14 protein-coding genes, 5 tRNA genes, 2 rRNA genes and 1 pseudogene (1 of these 22 cut by a window edge) are annotated in these 20,000 nt (G+C 46.9%); all 22 read right to left on the reverse strand.

The annotated features are described in order from the left end of the window. Window positions 1-473: ribosomal RNA gene (locus tag MKY58_RS24250) — 23S ribosomal RNA — on the reverse strand; it reaches 2,457 nt to the left of the window's first position. 330 nt (window positions 474-803) lie between these two features. Further along, window positions 804-2,357 (reverse strand): 16S ribosomal RNA (locus MKY58_RS24255). Together the 16S and 23S rRNA genes form the textbook arrangement of a ribosomal RNA operon. A gap of 1,066 nt (window positions 2,358-3,423) precedes the next feature. Beyond that, window positions 3,424-3,747: a hypothetical protein gene (locus tag MKY58_RS24260; RefSeq protein ID WP_339322450.1), complete on the reverse strand. Its 324-nt coding sequence runs from the start codon at window positions 3,745-3,747 to the stop codon at window positions 3,424-3,426. Between the two features lie 22 nt (window positions 3,748-3,769). Beyond that, window positions 3,770-4,045, reverse strand: a complete 276-nt coding sequence (locus tag MKY58_RS24265; protein ID WP_339322451.1) for a tyrosine-type recombinase/integrase — start codon at window positions 4,043-4,045, stop codon at window positions 3,770-3,772. Then, entirely contained in the window at window positions 3,999-4,196 is a 198-nt protein-coding gene (locus MKY58_RS24270; RefSeq protein WP_339322452.1) for a hypothetical protein, read from the reverse strand. Before MKY58_RS24270 ends, MKY58_RS24265 begins: the two co-directional genes overlap by 47 nt. Before the next feature lie 251 nt (window positions 4,197-4,447). Continuing rightward, on the reverse strand, window positions 4,448-4,933 hold the full coding sequence (locus MKY58_RS24275) for a hypothetical protein (protein WP_339322453.1): 486 nt from the start codon (window positions 4,931-4,933) through the stop codon (window positions 4,448-4,450). Further along, a complete protein-coding gene (locus MKY58_RS24280) occupies window positions 4,920-5,204 on the reverse strand; it encodes an NAD(P)H-dependent oxidoreductase (protein ID WP_339322454.1) in 285 nt (94 codons plus the stop codon). The genes MKY58_RS24275 and MKY58_RS24280 overlap by 14 nt, the downstream gene beginning before the upstream one ends. A gap of 16 nt (window positions 5,205-5,220) precedes the next feature. Next, window positions 5,221-5,415 (reverse strand): hypothetical protein, encoded by a 195-nt coding sequence (locus MKY58_RS24285; RefSeq protein WP_339322455.1) that lies wholly within the window; start codon window positions 5,413-5,415, stop codon window positions 5,221-5,223. Window positions 5,416-5,762: 347 nt separating this feature from the next. Continuing rightward, window positions 5,763-6,719 carry a hypothetical protein gene (locus MKY58_RS24290; protein WP_339322456.1) on the reverse strand — a complete coding sequence of 319 codons (957 nt, stop codon included), beginning with the start codon at window positions 6,717-6,719 and terminating at the stop codon, window positions 5,763-5,765. 34 nt (window positions 6,720-6,753) lie between these two features. After that, window positions 6,754-6,993: pseudogene (locus MKY58_RS24295) on the reverse strand (recombinase family protein); the annotation flags it as partial. A gap of 837 nt (window positions 6,994-7,830) precedes the next feature. Continuing rightward, complete coding sequence (glmS, locus tag MKY58_RS24300) at window positions 7,831-9,663, reverse strand: glutamine--fructose-6-phosphate transaminase (isomerizing) (protein ID WP_339322457.1); 1,833 nt, start codon at window positions 9,661-9,663, stop codon at window positions 7,831-7,833. Window positions 9,664-10,312: 649 nt separating this feature from the next. Continuing rightward, a complete protein-coding gene (gene glmM / locus MKY58_RS24305; RefSeq protein ID WP_212952483.1) occupies window positions 10,313-11,653 on the reverse strand; it encodes a phosphoglucosamine mutase in 1,341 nt (446 codons plus the stop codon). A gap of 182 nt (window positions 11,654-11,835) precedes the next feature. Continuing rightward, entirely contained in the window at window positions 11,836-13,251 is a 1,416-nt protein-coding gene (locus MKY58_RS24310; protein ID WP_339322458.1) for a CdaR family protein, read from the reverse strand. Then, entirely contained in the window at window positions 13,244-14,074 is an 831-nt protein-coding gene (gene cdaA, locus MKY58_RS24315; RefSeq protein ID WP_212952479.1) for a diadenylate cyclase CdaA, read from the reverse strand. Before cdaA ends, MKY58_RS24310 begins: the two co-directional genes overlap by 8 nt. A gap of 201 nt (window positions 14,075-14,275) precedes the next feature. After that, the gene (locus MKY58_RS24320) at window positions 14,276-14,890 is read right to left on the reverse strand and encodes a zf-HC2 domain-containing protein (protein WP_212952477.1); all 615 of its coding nucleotides are present in this window, start codon (window positions 14,888-14,890) and stop codon (window positions 14,276-14,278) included. A 121-nt stretch (window positions 14,891-15,011) separates the two neighbouring features. Then, window positions 15,012-15,578, reverse strand: coding sequence for an RNA polymerase sigma factor SigW (sigW, locus tag MKY58_RS24325; RefSeq protein ID WP_212952475.1), 567 nt, complete (start codon window positions 15,576-15,578; stop codon window positions 15,012-15,014). Window positions 15,579-15,797: 219 nt separating this feature from the next. Continuing rightward, window positions 15,798-18,593: a phosphoenolpyruvate carboxylase gene (ppc, locus tag MKY58_RS24330; RefSeq protein WP_339322459.1), complete on the reverse strand. Its 2,796-nt coding sequence runs from the start codon at window positions 18,591-18,593 to the stop codon at window positions 15,798-15,800. A gap of 648 nt (window positions 18,594-19,241) precedes the next feature. Next, window positions 19,242-19,315, reverse strand: a tRNA-Gly gene (locus tag MKY58_RS24335). An 18-nt stretch (window positions 19,316-19,333) separates the two neighbouring features. Continuing rightward, window positions 19,334-19,407, reverse strand: a tRNA-Pro gene (locus MKY58_RS24340). A gap of 14 nt (window positions 19,408-19,421) precedes the next feature. Then, window positions 19,422-19,498, reverse strand: a tRNA-Arg gene (locus MKY58_RS24345). Between the two features lie 8 nt (window positions 19,499-19,506). Beyond that, window positions 19,507-19,581, reverse strand: a tRNA-Gly gene (locus tag MKY58_RS24350). A gap of 7 nt (window positions 19,582-19,588) precedes the next feature. Further along, window positions 19,589-19,672, reverse strand: a tRNA-Leu gene (locus MKY58_RS24355). Window positions 19,673-20,000 lie beyond the last annotated feature (328 nt).

The following is a 20,000-nucleotide window of genomic DNA, read 5'->3' on the forward strand; positions in this document are numbered from 1 at the left end:
CCTTACCAGATGGTCCTGGCAGATTCATACGGGGTTTCACGTGCCCCGCACTACTCGGGATCCGTCTCGGAGGGAACTGACTTTCGGCTACAGGGCTTTTACCTTCTATGCCGGGCCTTTCCAGACCTCTTCGCCTAACCAGTTCCTTTGTAACTCCATGTGAGACGTCCCACAACCCCGGCCAGCAAGCTGACCGGTTTAGGCTAATCCGCGTTCGCTCGCCGCTACTGACGGAATCACTATTGTTTTCTCTTCCTCAGGGTACTTAGATGTTTCAGTTCCCCTGGTATGCCTCTTCATAACCTATGTATTCAGTTATGAGTGACTGACTATTACATCAGCCGGGTTTCCCCATTCGGACATCCCCGGATCAAAGCTTGCTTACAGCTCCCCGAGGCAGTATCGTTGTTCGCCACGTCCTTCATCGGCTCCTAGCGCCTAGGCATCCTCCGTGTGCTCTTAGTAGCTTAACCTTCGACTCCTGTTTGCCTCGCCTCGCTCCGTTGTTTTGTGCTTCGCACAAAGCCAAAGTCGCTTTTCGATTCAAACACTCGTCTGCTACTTTTATTACTTGGTCTTTCAATGAAGACACAAGCAGCTATGATGAATTTCAATTTGACGCGAAGCCAAATTTAAAATCATCAGAAAAGGATATTTCTAAAACGCAAATTCGTTTCGTTATCTAGTTTTCAAGGATCAAATTGAGAGTTTGCTCTCTCAAAACTGAGCAATGAGTGAGTAACTAGCCAACCGGCTAGATTTAACATTTGAATGTTTCCGTTGCAGGAAACGATTCTCCATAGAAAGGAGGTGATCCAGCCGCACCTTCCGATACGGCTACCTTGTTACGACTTCACCCCAATCATCTACCCCACCTTCGGCGGCTGGCTCCTTACGGTTACCCCACCGACTTCGGGTGTTGTAAACTCTCGTGGTGTGACGGGCGGTGTGTACAAGACCCGGGAACGTATTCACCGCGGCATGCTGATCCGCGATTACTAGCAATTCCGACTTCATGCAGGCGGGTTGCAGCCTGCAATCCGAACTGAGACCAGCTTTGATAGGATTGGCTCCGTCTCGCGACTTCGCTTCCCGTTGTACTGGCCATTGTAGTACGTGTGTAGCCCAGGTCATAAGGGGCATGATGATTTGACGTCATCCCCGCCTTCCTCCGGTTTGTCACCGGCAGTCATTCTAGAGTGCCCACCTTAAAGTGCTGGCAACTAAAATCAAGGGTTGCGCTCGTTGCGGGACTTAACCCAACATCTCACGACACGAGCTGACGACAACCATGCACCACCTGTCTCCTCTGTCCCGAAGGCCGCCTCTATCTCTAGAGGATTCAGAGGGATGTCAAGACCTGGTAAGGTTCTTCGCGTTGCTTCGAATTAAACCACATACTCCACTGCTTGTGCGGGTCCCCGTCAATTCCTTTGAGTTTCAGTCTTGCGACCGTACTCCCCAGGCGGAATGCTTAATGTGTTAACTTCGGCACCAAGGGTATCGAAACCCCTAACACCTAGCATTCATCGTTTACGGCGTGGACTACCAGGGTATCTAATCCTGTTTGCTCCCCACGCTTTCGCGCCTCAGCGTCAGTTACAGCCCAGAAAGTCGCCTTCGCCACTGGTGTTCCTCCACATCTCTACGCATTTCACCGCTACACGTGGAATTCCACTTTCCTCTTCTGCACTCAAGTCACCCAGTTTCCAGTGCGAACTAGAGTTGAGCCCTAGCCTTAAACACCAGACTTAAGTGACCGCCTGCGCGCGCTTTACGCCCAATAATTCCGGACAACGCTTGCCCCCTACGTATTACCGCGGCTGCTGGCACGTAGTTAGCCGGGGCTTTCTTCTCAGGTACCGTCACTCGGATAGCAGTTACTCTACCCGACGTTCTTCCCTGGCAACAGAGCTTTACGATCCGAAAACCTTCATCACTCACGCGGCGTTGCTCCGTCAGGCTTTCGCCCATTGCGGAAGATTCCCTACTGCTGCCTCCCGTAGGAGTCTGGGCCGTGTCTCAGTCCCAGTGTGGCCGTTCACCCTCTCAGGTCGGCTACGCATCGTCGCCTTGGTGAGCCGTTACCTCACCAACTAGCTAATGCGCCGCAGGCCCATCCGTAAGTGACAGATTGCTCCGTCTTTCATTACCGCTCCATGCGAAGCGATAAATTATCCGGTATTAGCTACCGTTTCCGGTAGTTATCCCGGTCTTACGGGCAGGTTGCCTACGTGTTACTCACCCGTCCGCCGCTAACCATCAGAGGAGCAAGCTCCTCATCAAGTCCGCTCGACTTGCATGTATTAGGCACGCCGCCAGCGTTCGTCCTGAGCCAGGATCAAACTCTCCAAGAAAGTTTGTAGCTCATTTTGAATCTGACGAGATTGATTTAATCTCAATCGCTCCGGTCCGAAGACCATCGCATATATACTCACTCATTGTTCAGTTTTCAAAGAGCAACTAAATATCGGACCGTTTTTGGCCGGAATACTAATATACCACATACAACTGAGTAATGCTACTAGTAATTAATTCCAGACCAGCAATTCCTTTTAACATTGGCTATCTTGTGTCCGGATAATTAATATACCATGAATATTCACCAATTACCACAGGTAATGTTTTCCACTCCATTATCATGATCTTGCAATCACATAACAATAATAGCACTTTAACATCAACACCATGAACGTTCTGCTTCACTTCCAACTAGAATAGTAAATGGGTCTCCAATATATTGCGCAACACTCAGATCTAGTTTCGGAGGAAAAAACCAAACGCTAAATGCAACTATGAAAAATACCATTGCCAAAAAAGTGACACCGTCTGAAAAACTCTCTCCACCGTAACACTTGTAAAGAGTGCAACAACTGAAAATGATGCTACCGCCAACTAAGGTATTTCATGACCAGTTAATCGAAATATTGCAGCTTGTTAAAGTAAAAAGCCCGCTGAGACCAGCGGGCTTTCTTGTGGGGCAGTTACAAAGGGATCTATGTCCCATATTTTTTGTTGCAGGACAATCAATGTCGAATTGACACATTACAAAAAAGTATTGGTTTTAAACTCTTTGATACTACTGGGATTATTAATGAAATTGGAAAATCAAATATACAATAAAGTATTGTTCTAAACTCTAAACTATATAAAAAATATGCATATGTCACTTACAATAAACTGTTGTTCTTAAACATCTTGTCACACTTGACTTCCTTGGTATCCATCGAAAACATGCTATTATCCAAGCGCTTAAACTTGTAGGCTTTGCTCCAAATGTTGGTCATAATAAGTACTTCTGTTTTCCCTATGCTTAATCGTCAATGAAGATGAACTTGAAAATAAAAATACATTGAACCTGCAATTCAGAATCAACCGAGAAACTAGTAGATATTAATTGGTAACCTGTATTATGAATACACTTCACCTATTCTTTTTTCGTAAATGTTTCTGAAGTTTGATTTTCTTTTTTTGTCTAGCAAATTTGTTTTTTTTCGCATTACTTAGATTATGTTTATGTTTTGCATTAAAATGCTTTATCATTAGTTCAAATGGATTTTGAGTGAGTGAATAATCAAGAAAACCAAGATTAGGATTTCCCTCTTCGATTATCATAACCCTTCTTGGCGTTTCTTCCATAGAATCATAGTAATCCCTCATAGCAAGAGGCTTTTTAATGAATTTTACAAACTCGCCAGGATAAGGGTAATTCCTTGCCCATAATGAGTATTGATTAATAGTATTCACAGCACCCGACCCCATATGAAACTCATTTGCGTTTTAGGATTTTGCGGATTCCCCGATCGGTATATTTCTTCTTCCACGATGATTCGAAAAGGTACACCGCTTGCTTATTTTTCATGGAATCAGCATGCATGGCCAACATTCCCTTAAACGAATGAGGGAATGGTACAATCCGATCCTTCTTCCCCTTGCCACTATTAATGCGGATCTGGCAGTAATGGAAATCAGCATCGACCAACTTGATATTAATCAGTTCACTGACCCGAATGGCCGTATACAGAAGCGTCTTCACGATCATCATGTCTTGAAAATTCCTTCGCCTGCCAGGCAACATCATAATAAAGCTTTAGCTCCTCTTCTGTGGGTACATAGGGGAGCTTTTTTGCTGCTTTGGGCACCTCGACTTCCAGCTCCGCACGAAGATGCTGGAATAAGGCTTTTGAGATAAGCATAATCTGGTCGTTCCCCCCGGATATATTTGGCCAGCTCTTTCGCTTTGCGTTTTGGAGATGTACGAATTTCGCTCACGCAAGCACACTCCCTTCCAAGGGAAGACGTTCACTCATATTCAGTTTGAACGTTCCATAAGGGTTCACATGTGTATAGACCAAAGGAGTAAGTGCCCGTATGTCTTCCGGAGCTTTGGGACAATATAAAAAACGCATCTCCTCGGACTTTCCGAGAAGATGCGCCGTCACAAATTTTATTCAAACTGTCTGATTGCAATATTGAAATCATTGATTCCGCCTACACTGTTGTTGACGTTGACTCTGTAATCGGCAGTAACGGCGTTGTAAATTTCGGCTGTTTTTTGTGTGCCGGGAGCAATAGACATGTCAGCTTGTAATGTGCCGTTTCTGTAAATTTTCACGCTAAGAGTTACAGTGCCTGTATTTTGAACCCAAACGTTGCAATTTTTCCCGTTTTTCGGTTCTAGTGAGAATGTCTTCTCATAGTTATCTTTGGTGCCAAAATGTTGTGGGTTGAGGATCTGCAAATCAAAAGGGAAAATACCGGAGCCTTTATCTGTTACAGTGATGGTCGAACCTTCAAAAACGTCATTTGTTGTGGCGCTAGTAGTATTTGTGGTGACATTGTTGCTAGTGATCCCATCAGCATATGTACTCGAACTCACGGCTAACAACATCGCAGATAGTAATCCAATTCCGAGCAATTTAACCATTTTCATTTATTTCCCCCCTAAGTAATATAATGGTGACTACAAATAGAATAATAGCATACAAATTCAATAATGTATATATGTGGAAAAAATCATGGTCTTCGATCAGTCGTTGCTCCCGCGTCACGTCGATGTTCTCATCGGGGTGTTCCTTGTACAACTCATGGACCGTAATGTCCTCATGCTGTCGCAGTTCATTCAGCCAGGCTTGATTCCAATTTGACAACTCGATGTTTGGGTGTGTTACGATCACTATTGTTTTCATGTCGGTATGCGCCATTCTTGGTAGAATTCATTTACTTGGTAGTAAAAAAGGTCGCATTCTTCATAAATAGGCTTTCCAGCTTCTCCACGAGCGGACCCTCAAGCTCGGAGATCCGTCTAATCTCCAACCACTCCGGATCGTTGCGGAAACGATCGTAGTTCAGGTTGCGCATGTCAACGCTCCCAAATTTTTTAAGCTGCACTCTGTAAATGGATATTCTGCTCATTTTAAAGTACCTCCAAGTTCATTTTGGCGTTTGTCATCTGCCTGACAACTGCGATTCAAAAAAGGTGAATCGGCCGTAGGGCTTCGCCCACGCAGCGGAGTGAAGTTCTGTGGCCGAGCTATGCCGTCAAGGGTTAGAGGACTTTACGGCTTGCCGTATTACGTCCTCTTACTTGCGAAGCCTTTGACGGCATAGCGCCGTTTTGATAATCCGGGGTCAGGCGGATGACAAAAGCACGCATGGACAAATCCCTCGAAGGAATAAAAACTTAACTGGAGCGGGAAGCGGGAATTAGCATCGGGTAGAGCAAATAAAAAAGCTTCACATAGGAAGCTTCGTTAATACTTTTATTTAATAAAATCATTAAACTTTTTTATCCGTTTAAAGTAACCCTCCCAATCTTTGAATATATCATAAAGCGGATCTTCGAGAGTTTCCCTATCCTCGTAATTTTCCCACTCCAAATCTATCTCTGCCTCTTCCCAAAAATCATTCTCGGTATCCTCCAAACACTCTTTATAAAAACTTAGTTTTTCTAAAATGGTTTCATTAGGATCTGCAACGGATACATTTTCGCCAAAAATTTCCGTTGCCCTTTCATGAGCTTCTATATAATTCGGAAGATTACCTTTAAGCAAGAATTCAAGTCCTGAAATTAATCTTTTAGATTTTATAACTTCCCTCTCAAATGCTCTAATAATCTCTATTCGCGATCCTTTGAGTTCGATAAAATCAGCATATTTCCATAATCGATCTATTTTTTTGGCTTTATCATCGAAGTCACTTTTGCTTTTATTTAAACTGATATGTAAATCTTGTGCTTCGCGAATAGCCAAGTTTAAATTGTTATTTAGTTCCCTTGCACTCTCAACCTTTGAAATTGTTTTATCTTTGATCCCCTTCATTTCTACAAGCTGAGCCTCTACAAGTTCCAGCTTGGATAAAAAGGACCTTCTGACAAGCCAGACGATAATACCACCTAATAGGGCTAGCGAAGTAATAACTAGGGCGGAAAGATTTAATATTGAGCTAATATTCCCTTCAAGTAGCGTGATTCTCGATTTTTGCATATCAATTAATTGCTGAGTGACTTCTTCTTTTGTGAGAGTATGCCCTTGCTGCTGAACCATTGATTGTATTTCTTCTTTTGTGGCCATGTCTGTCTTGATTTTTTCTAAGCTGCTTTGTAATTGATCCTTTGTAACAAGATTTGGGTCAGTAGCCGCAATAGCGTATGAATCCACAAAAAAGATAGTAAATATAATACAAAATCCAAGTATCACAAACTTCGCTATTTTATTCATAGGATCTCCTAGATTCAATTTATGTTTTTGAAATTTTCCACTGCGATATGATTCCATCGTAATCGCGTCCCAAACGATCCAGTGCATCTAAATAAACCAAATCATTTTCCCTGATCATTATCCGCATTGCCTGATATCGTGGACGATCAAAATCTTTGCCACTTTGTTTGTCAACGAAAATAAAGCGATCCTCAATCTCTAAATCACGAAACTTAACAAGCTGACGTTCCGGATTCTGATCCTTAGCACTTACTCGTCCATAAGCCAACTTTATTTATTTCTCCCCCCTGAAAAGCGTATCAAAAAGCCATGCTTTATAATCAAACGTTTCAAAACATATTTTAAGGAATTTTGAAACCCAAATAAAGGGTGATTATTTACTGTCTCTAAAAGCATGCTTTTTGACACGTCGGGAGGTATAAAAGAACTGCCGACTTATTATCAGCAGCCCCATCTGGACTAGTCCATTCTTGAACTGGTAGCCTTACCTTTTATAAATGTCCCATAGTCTAATTTCCGAAATTTCAAAGATCCAGTGTAGGATAAATAAAAAAACCGGGATAGCATGTCCCAGGTCCCTCCATCAACGGGATAGCATGTCCCAGGTCCCTCCATCAAATGGCAGGAAATATTGTTGGACTTTTTCCTTAAATGTTAAAATGCTATTTTGTTATAAATTTTCTAACCATAATCCTCAATGCATCAATTGTTCTCTTCAACTTAATTGATTTATAAGTTCAGTTGAATATTCATTGTCCATTACCTTTAAGTTAACTATAGACTTAATGAATTTGTCATTATCAAGTACATTTTGATGTATAGATTTTAAAAATGTATTTCTGAGCAATAATGTCGAATTTTCTAATTTTTCAAATTTCCCTAAAAGTGGTATAAGCCTGGAAGAAATAACAGAGAATGCTACTGTGCAAATCGTTTGCATAACGAAAAAGACCTCTTAGGTTGTTCACCTAGGAGGTCTCATCATCGGAACTTTTTATAACCATCGCTTAAAACAAAACTATATTGTAATTGAGATTATCAGAACAATGCTTTATTGTTCAGAACAATACTTTATTGTAATAAATCACGAATATCATTTGTTCTTGATTCCTTACTCCACCGTCACGCTTTTCGCCAAATTCCGCGGCTTATCCACGTCGTTTCCTCTGGCGAGGGAAGCGTAGTAGGACAGCAGCTGGAGCGGTACGACAGACAGGGCCGGCGTCAGCAGCGGCAAAGTTTTAGGAATGGCGAAAGCCTGGTTCACGGACTTGAGCAGGCTTGCGACATGCTCTTCGTGCGTAATCGCCATAATGTCGGCGCCGCGTGCGCTGACTTCCTTGATGTTGCTCACCGTTTTTTCAAGTACGGATTCCTGGGTTGCCAGGGCGATTACAGGAATGCCTTCTTCGATCAAGGCCAGCGTGCCGTGTTTCAGTTCCCCGGCCGCATACGCTTCGGAATGGATGTAGGAAATTTCTTTCAGCTTCAAAGAGCCTTCCTGTGCCACCGCATAATCCAATCCCCGTCCGATAAAGAATAAGTGCTCATGCTTGGAAATCTGTTCTGCATAGGCTTTGATCGCATCCGGTTTCGCCAGCATGCTTTCGAGCTGCTCAGGCAGCGCCTGCATGGCGGCAATAATGTGTGCAACCTCTTCCGGCGTTTGCGTACCGCGCACCTCCGCCAGGTAGAGAGCCAGCAGGTAAAATGCGATCAATTGGGAAGTATATGCTTTTGTCGAAGCGACGGCAATTTCCGGTCCGGCTAGGGTTACGATGACGTCATCCGCATCCCGGGCAATGGAGCTGCCGACTACGTTCGTAATGGCAAGCACATGTGCCCCGTGGGACTGCGCTTCGCGCAAAGCGGCCAGCGTATCCGCCGTTTCGCCCGATTGGCTGACCACAATAACCAGCGTATCTTTCGTCACGATCGGCGAACGGTAACGGTATTCGGAAGCGACATCCGTTTCGACCGGAATCCGTACCAGCGATTCGATGGCATGACGTCCGACAAGACCGGCATGGTATGCCGTGCCGCAAGCAACGATTTGGATTTTGCTGATGCCTTTGATTTGCTCCGGCGTCAGCTTCAGCTCAGGCAGAACGACTTTTTTGCCGGATTCGTCGATCCGTCCGCGCATCGTGTCGCGATATGCCTTCGGCTGCTCATGAATCTCTTTAAGCATAAAATGCTCAAAGCCGCCTTTTTCCGCAGTAACGGCATCCCAGTCGACATGAATCATTTCCCGAGAAATAAAATTCCCTTCAATCGTCATCAATTCGACAGAGTCCTTCGTCAAAACGGCCATCTCGCCGTCGTTCAAAATATACACGTTTCGCGTATATTGCAGAATCGCCGGAATGTCCGAACCGATAAAATTCTCGCCTTCCCCGATCCCGATAATAAGCGGGCTTGCCTGACGAACGGCAACCAGCTTATCCGGCTCGTATTCAGTCAATACGCCCAGCGCAAACGCGCCGCGCATTTGGGAAATCGCTTTTTGTACGGCTTTGACAATATCGCCTTGGTATTCACGCGCAATCAGATGGGAAATGACTTCCGTATCGGTTTCCGACACAAAATGATGTCCTTCCGCGATCAGCTCATCCTTCAGCTCCAAATAATTTTCGACGATTCCGTTATGAACGACCGAAAATTTATGGCTGTTGTCCGTATGAGGATGGGAATTGGCGTCCGAAGGTTTGCCATGGGTAGCCCAGCGTGTATGGCCGATCCCTGCGCTTCCCACCAGCGGTGTATCCTCCAGCTTCGACTCCAGATTCGCGATCCGGCCTTTAGCCTTGGCAATTTGTAATCCCTGATCGGTAAAAACCGCGATTCCCGCGGAATCATAACCGCGATATTCCAGCTTTTTCAATCCCTCGATCAATACTTCCTGCGTATTCTTTTGACCAATATATCCGACAATACCACACATAATCTATTTTCCTCCGTTCACTTCTCCAAATTGGGTTTTAGAGAGCATACGGGAACAAACCGTGCGGCATGTGCCAAATGTACGGGAAAACAAACTTTGTATGAAGTTTACAAGGTACGATTTCACGAATGTACATCCGGCTGCTGCCGCTTCATTAGGTTCTCATGCCCGCACACTCATGAAAATTATGATTTTCTCTTTCACCCACCGGAAGCGTTGTGTGAACAGTCGCCCATTCATTTTCCGTTTTCGGTTTACGGCTTTGGTGAATCACCGGAAGGTCCCCGCCGAATCATTCGAACACCTTCACCTCGTCAACTTGGTGCTTCGCAAATCAAGCCGTCTGCCGGCCCGATTCTTTCTCCGTACAAAACCCAAGTTCTGGCGCTTAATGGATATACCTCACGATCCTCGCTTTCTATTTCGGAATGACAATTGTTGCTTAACCCGCTTGTCGTTTTTGTGATGGTTCGACAAACGTAGTTTTAATTATATTCATACCGACCCGCTTTTGCAATCCGGCATCATTCCCATGCTTGCTTGCCTCTTCCCTGTTCACCCTATATGAAAGCCGATGAAACCTGAACTTTAGTTTCACCGGCCCATGATGAAAGTTCCTGTATTTTACTGTAAAAATAAATCCGAGGTCTTACGCAAGCTCCCGTTTCACAACGTCAACGATTTGGCTGACGTACTGATCCAGTTGGTCCTTATCCGGACCTTCGGCCATTACGCGGATCAAAGATTCCGTCCCCGACGGGCGAACCAGCACGCGGCCGTTGTCGCCGAGGATACCTTCCACTTCCTTAATCGCGGATTCGATTGCTGCGTTGCCTTCGTATTTGCTTTTGTCTTCCACGCGCACGTTGACGAGCACCTGCGGATATTTGCGCATCATCGTTCTAAGCTCGCTCAATTTTTTGCCGGAGCCCGCCACAATGTCAACGAGTTGAATCGCCGTTAGTATGCCATCCCCGGTCGTATTATAGTCGAGGAAAATAACGTGGCCGGACTGTTCGCCGCCCAGGTTATATCCGCCTTTGCGCATCTCTTCCATCACGTAACGGTCACCTACGGCGGTCTTTGCCGTATTCAGGCCCAGCTGTTCGGCAGCTTTGTAAAAACCGATGTTGCTCATGACCGTCGACACGATCGTACCTTTGTTCAGCTTGCCTTGTTTGTTGAGCGCATCCCCGCAAATGCAAAGGATAAAGTCGCCGTCGACTTCCTCTCCTTCGTTGTCGATGGCGATCAGACGGTCCGCATCCCCGTCGAATGCAAGGCCCAGGTCGGCTTTGGTTGCCAGGACCGTTTCTCTAAGCTTTTCCGGATGCGTCGAGCCGCATTGGTCGTTGATGTTCAAGCCGTTCGGCTCCGCCCCGATTTTGATGACTTCGGCACCCAGTTCTTCAAACAGTTTCGGCGCCAGTTCATAGGCCGCTCCATTCGCGCAGTCCAGCACGATTTTCATGCCTTTGAAGCTGTGGCTGATCGTGGATTTCAAATAGTCCAAATATTTATATTTCGAATCGTTGTCGACAATGACGTTGCCGAGATCCTTCCCAATCGGGCGTGGCAGCTCGTCGGTTTCGGCATCCATCAAAGCTTCGATTTTGAGCTCCGTTTCATCGGAGAGCTTAAATCCGTCCCCGCCAAAAAACTTGATGCCGTTATCCTGCACCGGATTGTGCGAAGCGGAAATCATGACGCCCGCGTCGGCTTTCAACAATCTCGTAATGTAGGCAACCGCAGGCGTTGTCACAACGCCAAGACGGACGACATGCGCTCCGATCGAGAGTAGGCCCGCTACCAAGGCGGATTCGAGCATCACGCCGGATACGCGGGTATCCATGCCAATCACGACCGTCGGCTTCTCTACATCGCCCGTGAGCACATAACCGCCGCAGCGGCCGATGCTGTATGCCATTTCAGCCGTCAGTTCCTTGTTTGCGACACCGCGTACGCCGTCAGTTCCAAAATATTTCCCCATGTTCCTTCTCCTTTTTCGAATACTATGCTTTAAATCAATCCATAAATTGCTCATTTCAGTCCATTCTCGGAAGTTATTATCTCTCAAGCGGCGTCGAACTAAAGCATGGTTCTCCTCAATCCCCGATCCGTATTCCTTTTAGAGACCCCATTCATATGATCTTTAGTTCCTCCGAAATAACGTTAGTTGTTTTCGGTTTCGCCCGTTTCGTTGGTGCTGCCGTCCGGAGGATTATCGGTTGAGGTAGAGGAATCCGGCGGCAATGGCTCCTCCGTTTTCTCGTTGGTTTGGGTTCCGGCATCATTTCCCTGTTCCTTTCCCTTATCGTCGGTTCCGGGATCAGGGTGGGTAACGGCAGGCTTCGATTTATCTTTAATTTCAACCGTCGCGGTCAGAGGCGTCCCCGGATCCGCTCGGGAAACATACCGCGGGAGAATCACTTGCAGCGTCACCTCGTGGGTTCCCGGGCTTAGTCCGTCGATGCTTGCGATGAGCTCGATGTCGTTTTTCGTCAAACTATCCAGCAAGCCGGGAGCTCCGTTAAGCGCCAGCGACATCGTTTTGCTCGCCGGGTTTACGATGTCGGCCGATAATCCGCTCGCGTTATCGTTTTTGATCATGATCGGGATATCGTTTATAACTCGCTGCGAATTGGAAACCGTCGTAATTTCCACCTGCAGGGAGCTAGGCTCGATTTTCTCAAAACCCGGCGGCGGCGTCAAGTCCACAGGAAGAACTACCGTTCCGGCTGCGGTGATCTTGCTTAGATCGACGTTGATTTCGCTGTAGGACTTTATTCCCGCCAATTCATCCTGCGGGCCGTACAGCTTCACTTTGGTCGCGCTAGGCAGTGCTTTGGAAATAACAAGCCCCTCCGGTAGTTTTCCGATATATTGCAGTTCGATCGGCACTTCCTTATAAGGAGGCGATATGACGATATCCACCGTTACGGAGGACGGTTCAAGCACGGCGCCTTGGATTTCTTGACCCTGCTTGTCGTAGGCCGCCAGCTTTACCCGTTTTTCCTTCAGGGTGCCGTCTTCGCCGTCGATGGAAACGGAGCCTTGCACCTTTGCGACTTCGCGAAGCTCGCTTTCGGGGAGCGTCACCTTCACGGTTGCTGGCTGCGGCGTAATTTGCCCAAGCGTATACCCTTCGGCAGGCGTGCCTTTGGTCACGATCGTAACCGGGAACGTCGCCGTATTTCTTTCTTCAATATTGACGGTTACCGTGGAAGGCTGAATGTTGACAAGTTCCAACCCTTTGGGAAGATCCACGCTCAAAGGCAATGTGCTGGTCCCCACCTTGGCTTTCGACAGATCCAGCCTGATTTTGTATTCATCGGAAAACGCCGAGATCAAATCCATCTTTTTTCCTTTGATTTCAATACGAACCCGATCCGTATCCATCGCGCTCAAAATGTATTTTTTCTCGTCCAATCCAAAAGGCTGGACCTTGACGTTTTCGATGATTCTCGTATCGATTTTGGCGGTTGGGGTCGGGGTATCGTTGTTCCAGTGAACCATGCTCCATAACAATACGCTGACCGCCAGCGCCAACACTTTGGCGAAATTGTTGTTATTGATCCATTTATTCATGTTTATCCGTCCCCTTCCGGCGCCAGAACATCGGGCGTTTGTCTTTAGGGGTTGAATTCGGGCGGAGCTCCTCATACAGCTTCGAGATCAAGGACTCTTCCTTGATGTCGCGAACGACTTGTCCATTGATCGCAAGCGAAATTTGGCCCGTTTCTTCGGACACGACGACCGACACCGCGTCCCCGACTTCGCTGATCCCGATCGCTGCACGGTGCCGCGTACCGAGTTCCTTGCTGATAAAAGGATTCTCCGAAAGCGGCAGGTAACACGCTGCGGCGGCAATCTGGTTGTTTTGGATGATGACGGCTCCATCATGTAGAGGGGTATTCGGGATAAAAATGTTGATGAGCAGCTGCGAACTGACCATCGACTGCATCGGAATGCCTGACTCGGTGTATTCGTTAAGTCCCGTCTGCCGCTCAAAAACGATTAATGCGCCTATTTTTCTACGCGCTAAATAATTTACGGCTTTAATGACTTCCCCGATCAGTTTGTTGAACTCCTCGTCTTCCGCCGATGATCGGCCGAAGATCTTGCCCCGGCCCAACTGTTCCAGCGCCCGCCGCAGCTCCGGCTGGAAGATGATGAAGATGGCGAAAATGCCGAAGTTAAAGATCTGGTTCATCAGCCATCGCAGCGTAAACAGATCGAACCACGTGCTTAATGCCCATATAATCACGAGAACCAGGATCCCCTTCAAAAGCTGAACGGCCCTGGTACCTCTGACGAGTAGAATGACCTGATAAATGATGTAGGTAACGATAGCGATATCGATAATATCTTTAATGGATTCTTTCCATGTCAGATCCGTAAAATAATTCATACTTAGGCCCCCGTACTACCCCTTGAATGTAAAATGGGTCTCTATGTAATATACTTTCCCCTATATCTTCTAGGTTATAACGATCAAGTGCAGGTTGCAAGCGGCGCAAGCTCCGGATTGGATGCATTTAAACATTTTTCCAGCAAAAAGGCGCCTTCTTTCTGTAAAGAGGCGCCATCAATGTTCAGTTCCAGCATGGTTTTAACGGTAGGCGACATCGGAAAACGCGTTTGTAATTTTATACCACAGCCAATCCAAAGCCTGGTCAATGTTTTTGACCTTTCCGGAAATATGCGCCGTTGAAGCTTGGTATAAAGATCCGTCGATGACTGTCAGATTCCCGTTCACTTCACCGTAAATTTTCGTTTTTCCGTTTTCCACCGTCAAATTGCCGGCGATGCTTTTTCCTTCGGGGACGATTACCGTGTCTCCTTCAATGACGACTTGATCCAGGTCATTCCCCTTCACTACCAACTGCGAGTCCTGGTCCCAGAAACTGACGGAGCTGATGAACATCACGATCAGAAAAATCGCCGCAGCCGTCACAGCAGGATGTCTCCGAATCCATCCCAGCCAAGGCTGCTGTTTCTTTTCCTGAGGCAACGCGCTCATGATCCGCTGGGTCAGCTCAAGAGGTGCAGACGGGGCATGATGGGACAAGGAAAACATCAGCATATCCGTCTGTTCCAGCTCTTTAAACTGCATCCGACAAGCAGGGCAGGACAACAAATGGGCCTTTAGCTCCATCTGCTGTTCCTTGGACAAGTCGTCATCTAGGTAGTCATGCATTAAAGAGACGGCCAAGTTGCATTCCATATGAGCCAATCCTTTCATTCAAGTAGATGTATTCGAACCCTTTTCTGCCGAAGGGCACAAGACTTGTTTAATTTGTAATACGTAGGGCCGTTTATAATGTTTCAACAAAAAAACAGGAAAATTACATTTTGGGCTCCAGTTTTTTGCGCAAAAATTCCCGTCCCCGGTGTACCCGCGTTTTAATGGTTGTTACAGGCATGCCAAGAACGTCGCTGATTTCCTGCAAGGACAAGTCCTGCAAATACCTGAGTATCATGACCGACTTATATTTGGCCGGAAGCGAGTCGATCGCCTGATAGATGATCTGCTGCGTCTCCGATAACAACGCTTCGCTTTCGGGCGTGCGGTTATCGCTTGGGATCATCGAATAACCATCCATGCCTTCCTGATCGTTCATTTCCGCATCCAGCGAATACGTCGGTTTTTTCTTCCGCAAACGGTCGATGCATAAGTTGGTTGCGATCCGGTAGATCCAGGTCGAAAACTTTTGGTTCTGGTCATAACGGTCCAGGTTTCGGTACACGCGCAAAAAAGTCTCCTGAACGATATCCTCCGCCTCATGGCGGTTGCTCAGCATCCTGTAGGCCAAATGGTATATTTTATCTTTGTAGAGCTCCACAATTTCGGCAAATGCGCGCTGATCCCCTTTCAGGGCCAGCTTGGTCAACCTATTTTCTATATTATCCACCAATGAATTCCCCCAGACTTGCTGATGGGTAACGAGCTTTTTTTCACATCATTCAAATCGTAATTCAACTCCCTGCAAAATGCAAGACAACTTTGTAAAGATATACAAAGAGGTTTTGGCCAAAAAAAAAAAGGAAAGCCGAGGTTCAACGAATTGAATCCCGGCTTTCCAAAAATAAGGCATCATGAATGCGTCTTACGAATCAGTTTCAGCGGCACATCAGCCCGTATTCCGGAGACCTGCGGCAATGCCGTTGATGGTGAGAAGCACCTCGCGGAGCAGCTCGGCGTCGTCCTCGTCTTTCTCGCGAAGGCCGCGAAGCTCGCTCAGAAGCTGCACCTGAAGATAGCTGAGCGGATCGACGTACGGATTGCGCAAACGAATGGATTCCTGAATGACAGGAACATTGTCCAGGATTTCCTTTTGTCCGGTGATTTTCAGGATCAGATCCGAAGTCAGCTTAAATTCCTCTTCAATTAATTTAAAGATCCGCTGACGGGCTTCTTCGTTTTTGGACATATTCGCGTATTCATGGGCAATCACCATGTCCGCCTTGGCGATGGCCATTTGAAGAGAATCGATCAAGGAAGTGAAGAACGAGAATTTCTCGTACATTTCCTGCATGATTTTCAGGTTCTCTTCTTTATTTTGATAAAAGCTTTGGAGCCCCGTTCCCGCAGCATACCATGCCGGCAGCAGGAAACGGCTTTGCGTCCAGGAAAACACCCACGGAATCGCGCGCAGATCCTCGAAACGGTCGCTGTTTTTCCGTTTGGAAGGACGGGAGCCGATATTCAGCTCTCCCACCTCCGGCAGCGGCGTCGACTCCTTGAAGAAGGTCAAGAAGTCCGGATCGCGGAAGATGAGATCCTGATACTTTTTACGGGATACCTCCGACATCTCTTTGACGATGTTATCCCAATACGCTTCGCGCTCGTCATCTTCCTGCGGAGCACGTTTGTTGATCGCCGCGGTGATCAAAGCCGACGTTGCCTGCTCCAAACTGCGGTACGCGATCCCTTTGAGGGAATAACGGGACGAAATGACTTCGCCTTGTTCCGTGATTTTGATGCCGCCGCCAATCGTGGAAGCTGGCTGAGCGAGGATCGAACGGTTGAGCGGCATGCCGCCGCGTCCAAGCGCGCCGCCGCGTCCGTGGAAGAACTTCAGCTTGATTCCTGCCTCATTGGCAACCGCCGTAAGTTCCTTCAAGGCTACGCGCAGCTCATAGTTCGCGGTGACGGCTCCCCCGTCTTTGTTACTGTCGGAATAACCGAGCATGATTTCCTGCAGATCGTTTCTTGCCTTAATGCTCTCACGATAGATCGGCAGCTTAAACAATCGTTTCATGATGGCCGGAGCGGCATGAAGGTCCTCGATCGTCTCAAACAGCGGTACGGCCTGCAGCGTGCAATGCACAGTGCCGTCGGCGTTTTGGCGGAACAATCCGACCTCTTTGGCGAATACCATGACTTCCATGATGTCGCTTGCGCCTTCGGCCATGCTGATCAAATAGCTCGTGATGCAATGTTTGCCGTATTCCTGCTGGGCCTTATAGACCGTGCGGAACACGTCAAGGCACTCTTTCGTGCTTGCGCTGTATTGATGATAGTTGGACGTAATCGGTCTAGGCTCGCTAAGCAGCTGGGCCAAGAGCGATATTTTTTCCTCTTCGGACAATTTCGAATAATCCGGCGTGACGTTAATCTGCGCCAAAATCTCTTTCATCGCATTTTCATGCTCTTGGCTGTGCTGGCGGATATCCAAAGCAGCCGTATGGAACCCAAACAGCTCAACCTGCCGTATTAATTTTTGTATATAAGTATCGGCAACGTAATCGGCATAGTGGAAACGCAAGCTGCGGTCGATGATTTTCAAATCCTCGATGAAATCGAGCGGCGTGCCGTATGCTTGAGGCGTTCCCTTTTTGCTGTCGTCCAGAACATTGCTGATTTTCTCCATCATGTAAACGAGTTTGATCCGGTAAGGCTCTTTTTCGTTATGCCAAATGGTCCGTCTCGTAATTTCGACATGTTCGCGGTCGTCGGCAATCGACTTCAGAAGCTCGCCCGACACATCCACGATCGAAGTGCTGAAGCTCAAATATTGCATGTACTCGTTCAAAATCCGCTGATACTCGCGAATGGCCAGCTTACGCTGCAAGCGCAGCGTCTCCCAAGTAATCTCGGCCGTCACGGACGGGTTTCCGTCGCGGTCGCCGCCGATCCAGGAACCGAAACGCAGGTACGTAGGCACGTGCCAGTTGTGGCCTGGGTAATACTTGTTCAAACAGCGTTCCAGCTCCTGATATACTTCAGGAAGCACGTGGAACAGCGTTTCATGGAAATAATACATGCCGTTTCTGACCTCATCCAGAACCGTCGGCTTGCCCGCTCTCAGTTCGTCCGTTTGCCACAGCGTAATGACTTCGTTCAGCAGCTTTTCACGGAGCTGTTCCCGTTCACGGAAAGTAAGAGTCGGATTATCCAGCAGCATGACATCCTCTGAGATCCGTTTATGAATATCGAGAATGGCTCTGCGCATCGCTTCCGTCGGGTGTGCGGTCATAACCAGCTCAAGCGAAAGGCTTTCGATGATCTCCTGCACTTCCTCGTACGTGAACCGGCGATCCTTTAAGTCCTGAACGGCGCTTTCGATCGAGCCGGGCTGTACCGTTTCCCCTGCCGACCGTTCATAATCGCGTTTGCGGCGAATCCGGTGATTCTGCTCGGCAATGTTGACCAATTGGAAATAGATCGCAAAGGCCCGGATGACCTGATGGCGAATGTCCGGTTCAAGCGTTTTGATGATTTGTTTGAAATCTTCATACAATTCAGGCAAAAACACAGAGCGTAATGACTTGCTGGTCTCGCGAATCTTTTCAACAATATCCAGAAGCTCGTTACCGCCCTGATGGACAAGCACTTCGCCGAGAATGTTTCCCAAGAAGCGTACATCACGCCGCAGAAGGTTGTTTGAATTGCTTTTATTTGCGGTTACCGTAAGTTCAGTCATGCTACTCCTCCCATTCCATTCCGTTTGTATTGCTCTCTCTTAGCTCTGCTTTCTAAACATCATACAACAAAATACATCGAAAATCTGCACTTTTCTGCGATAAAGCGAAAATTTATTATGTAAATTATTAAAAAGGACAGTGCATTTATATGCAGAAATAAAACATGCCGTTTCAAGCATTGACTTTGATAATAAAGAACAGTAATTACTTCCCCTGATAATAACCATTCCTATTTCCGGGTATTTATTCATCGGGCTTTTATGGCGCCCAACAATTTCCTAGGTTTTGCGGGGAACCGAAGCCTGATTGTATACAAGCCTGCCAACGATATAGTTCTCTATAATGAGTAATGGATTTCCGGCTCGGGATTAGACCTGTTTTTTGAGAACATCGTAAAGGCTGACATCCGTTGAGGAGATGCTTAGGGAGAATGGAGAGTCCACTCGATTGATTTACCCCAAAAAGAGCCGTTCTGAAACAGCAAAAGTTAAGCATCCTGTTGAGGAAGAAAATAATCGACGCGCGTCCTGATCGGGTGATCACGAAGATGCCTGCAGAGACGGTCCACCCTAATGCACGGGCTCTCTTCCTCACAGATCTCCATATAACAAAAAAACGCCCTTCGGCGTGTTTGTTTTAAATCTATATGGAGCGGGTGATGGGAATCGAACCCACGCTACCAGCTTGGAAGGCTGGAGTTCTACCATTGAACTACACCCGCATATACGGAATGAAAATATCGGGATGACACGATTCGAACATGCGACCCCCTGGTCCCAAACCAGGTGCTCTACCAAGCTGAGCTACATCCCGATATGACATGAAAATGGCGCGCCCTAAGAGATTCGAACTCCTGACCTTTTGATTCGTAGTCAAACGCTCTATCCAGCTGAGCTAAGGGCGCATTTATAATGGAGCGGACGACGGGAATCGAACCCGCGACCCTCGCCTTGGCAAGGCGATGCTCTACCGCTGAGCCACGTCCGCATAACAATGGTGCGCGTGGAGGGACTTGAACCCCCACGTCAAAGACGCTAGATCCTAAGTCTAGTGCGTCTGCCAATTCCGCCACACGCGCAAATCTTCGACTGATTCGTCGCCGTTTGCATCGTGATTCGGCTTGTTTTATCAAACCGTATCTCGTAGCGACAAGAATGATCTTACCATACATCTCAATAAAGAGTCAAGCATTTTTATAAAATATTTTTTTGGAATTTTAAAATCAAACCCTATCCCTTTTCTTTAGGCCAATAAATCATGGATATTTAGGCTTCTCCTCGTTTATGATGCATGATTCTTTCCCCTTTATGAATCAGATTCAAGTAATTCAATGGTAACCACATTCATTCCCATAATGAAGGGAAATTCAAACCTAGAATGGAGTTCATCAAGCCATGACGATAAGT

Origin of the sequence: Paenibacillus sp. FSL W8-0194 (genome assembly GCF_037969745.1) — a bacterium.
Lineage (GTDB): Bacteria > Bacillota > Bacilli > Paenibacillales > Paenibacillaceae > Paenibacillus_AQ > Paenibacillus_AQ cookii.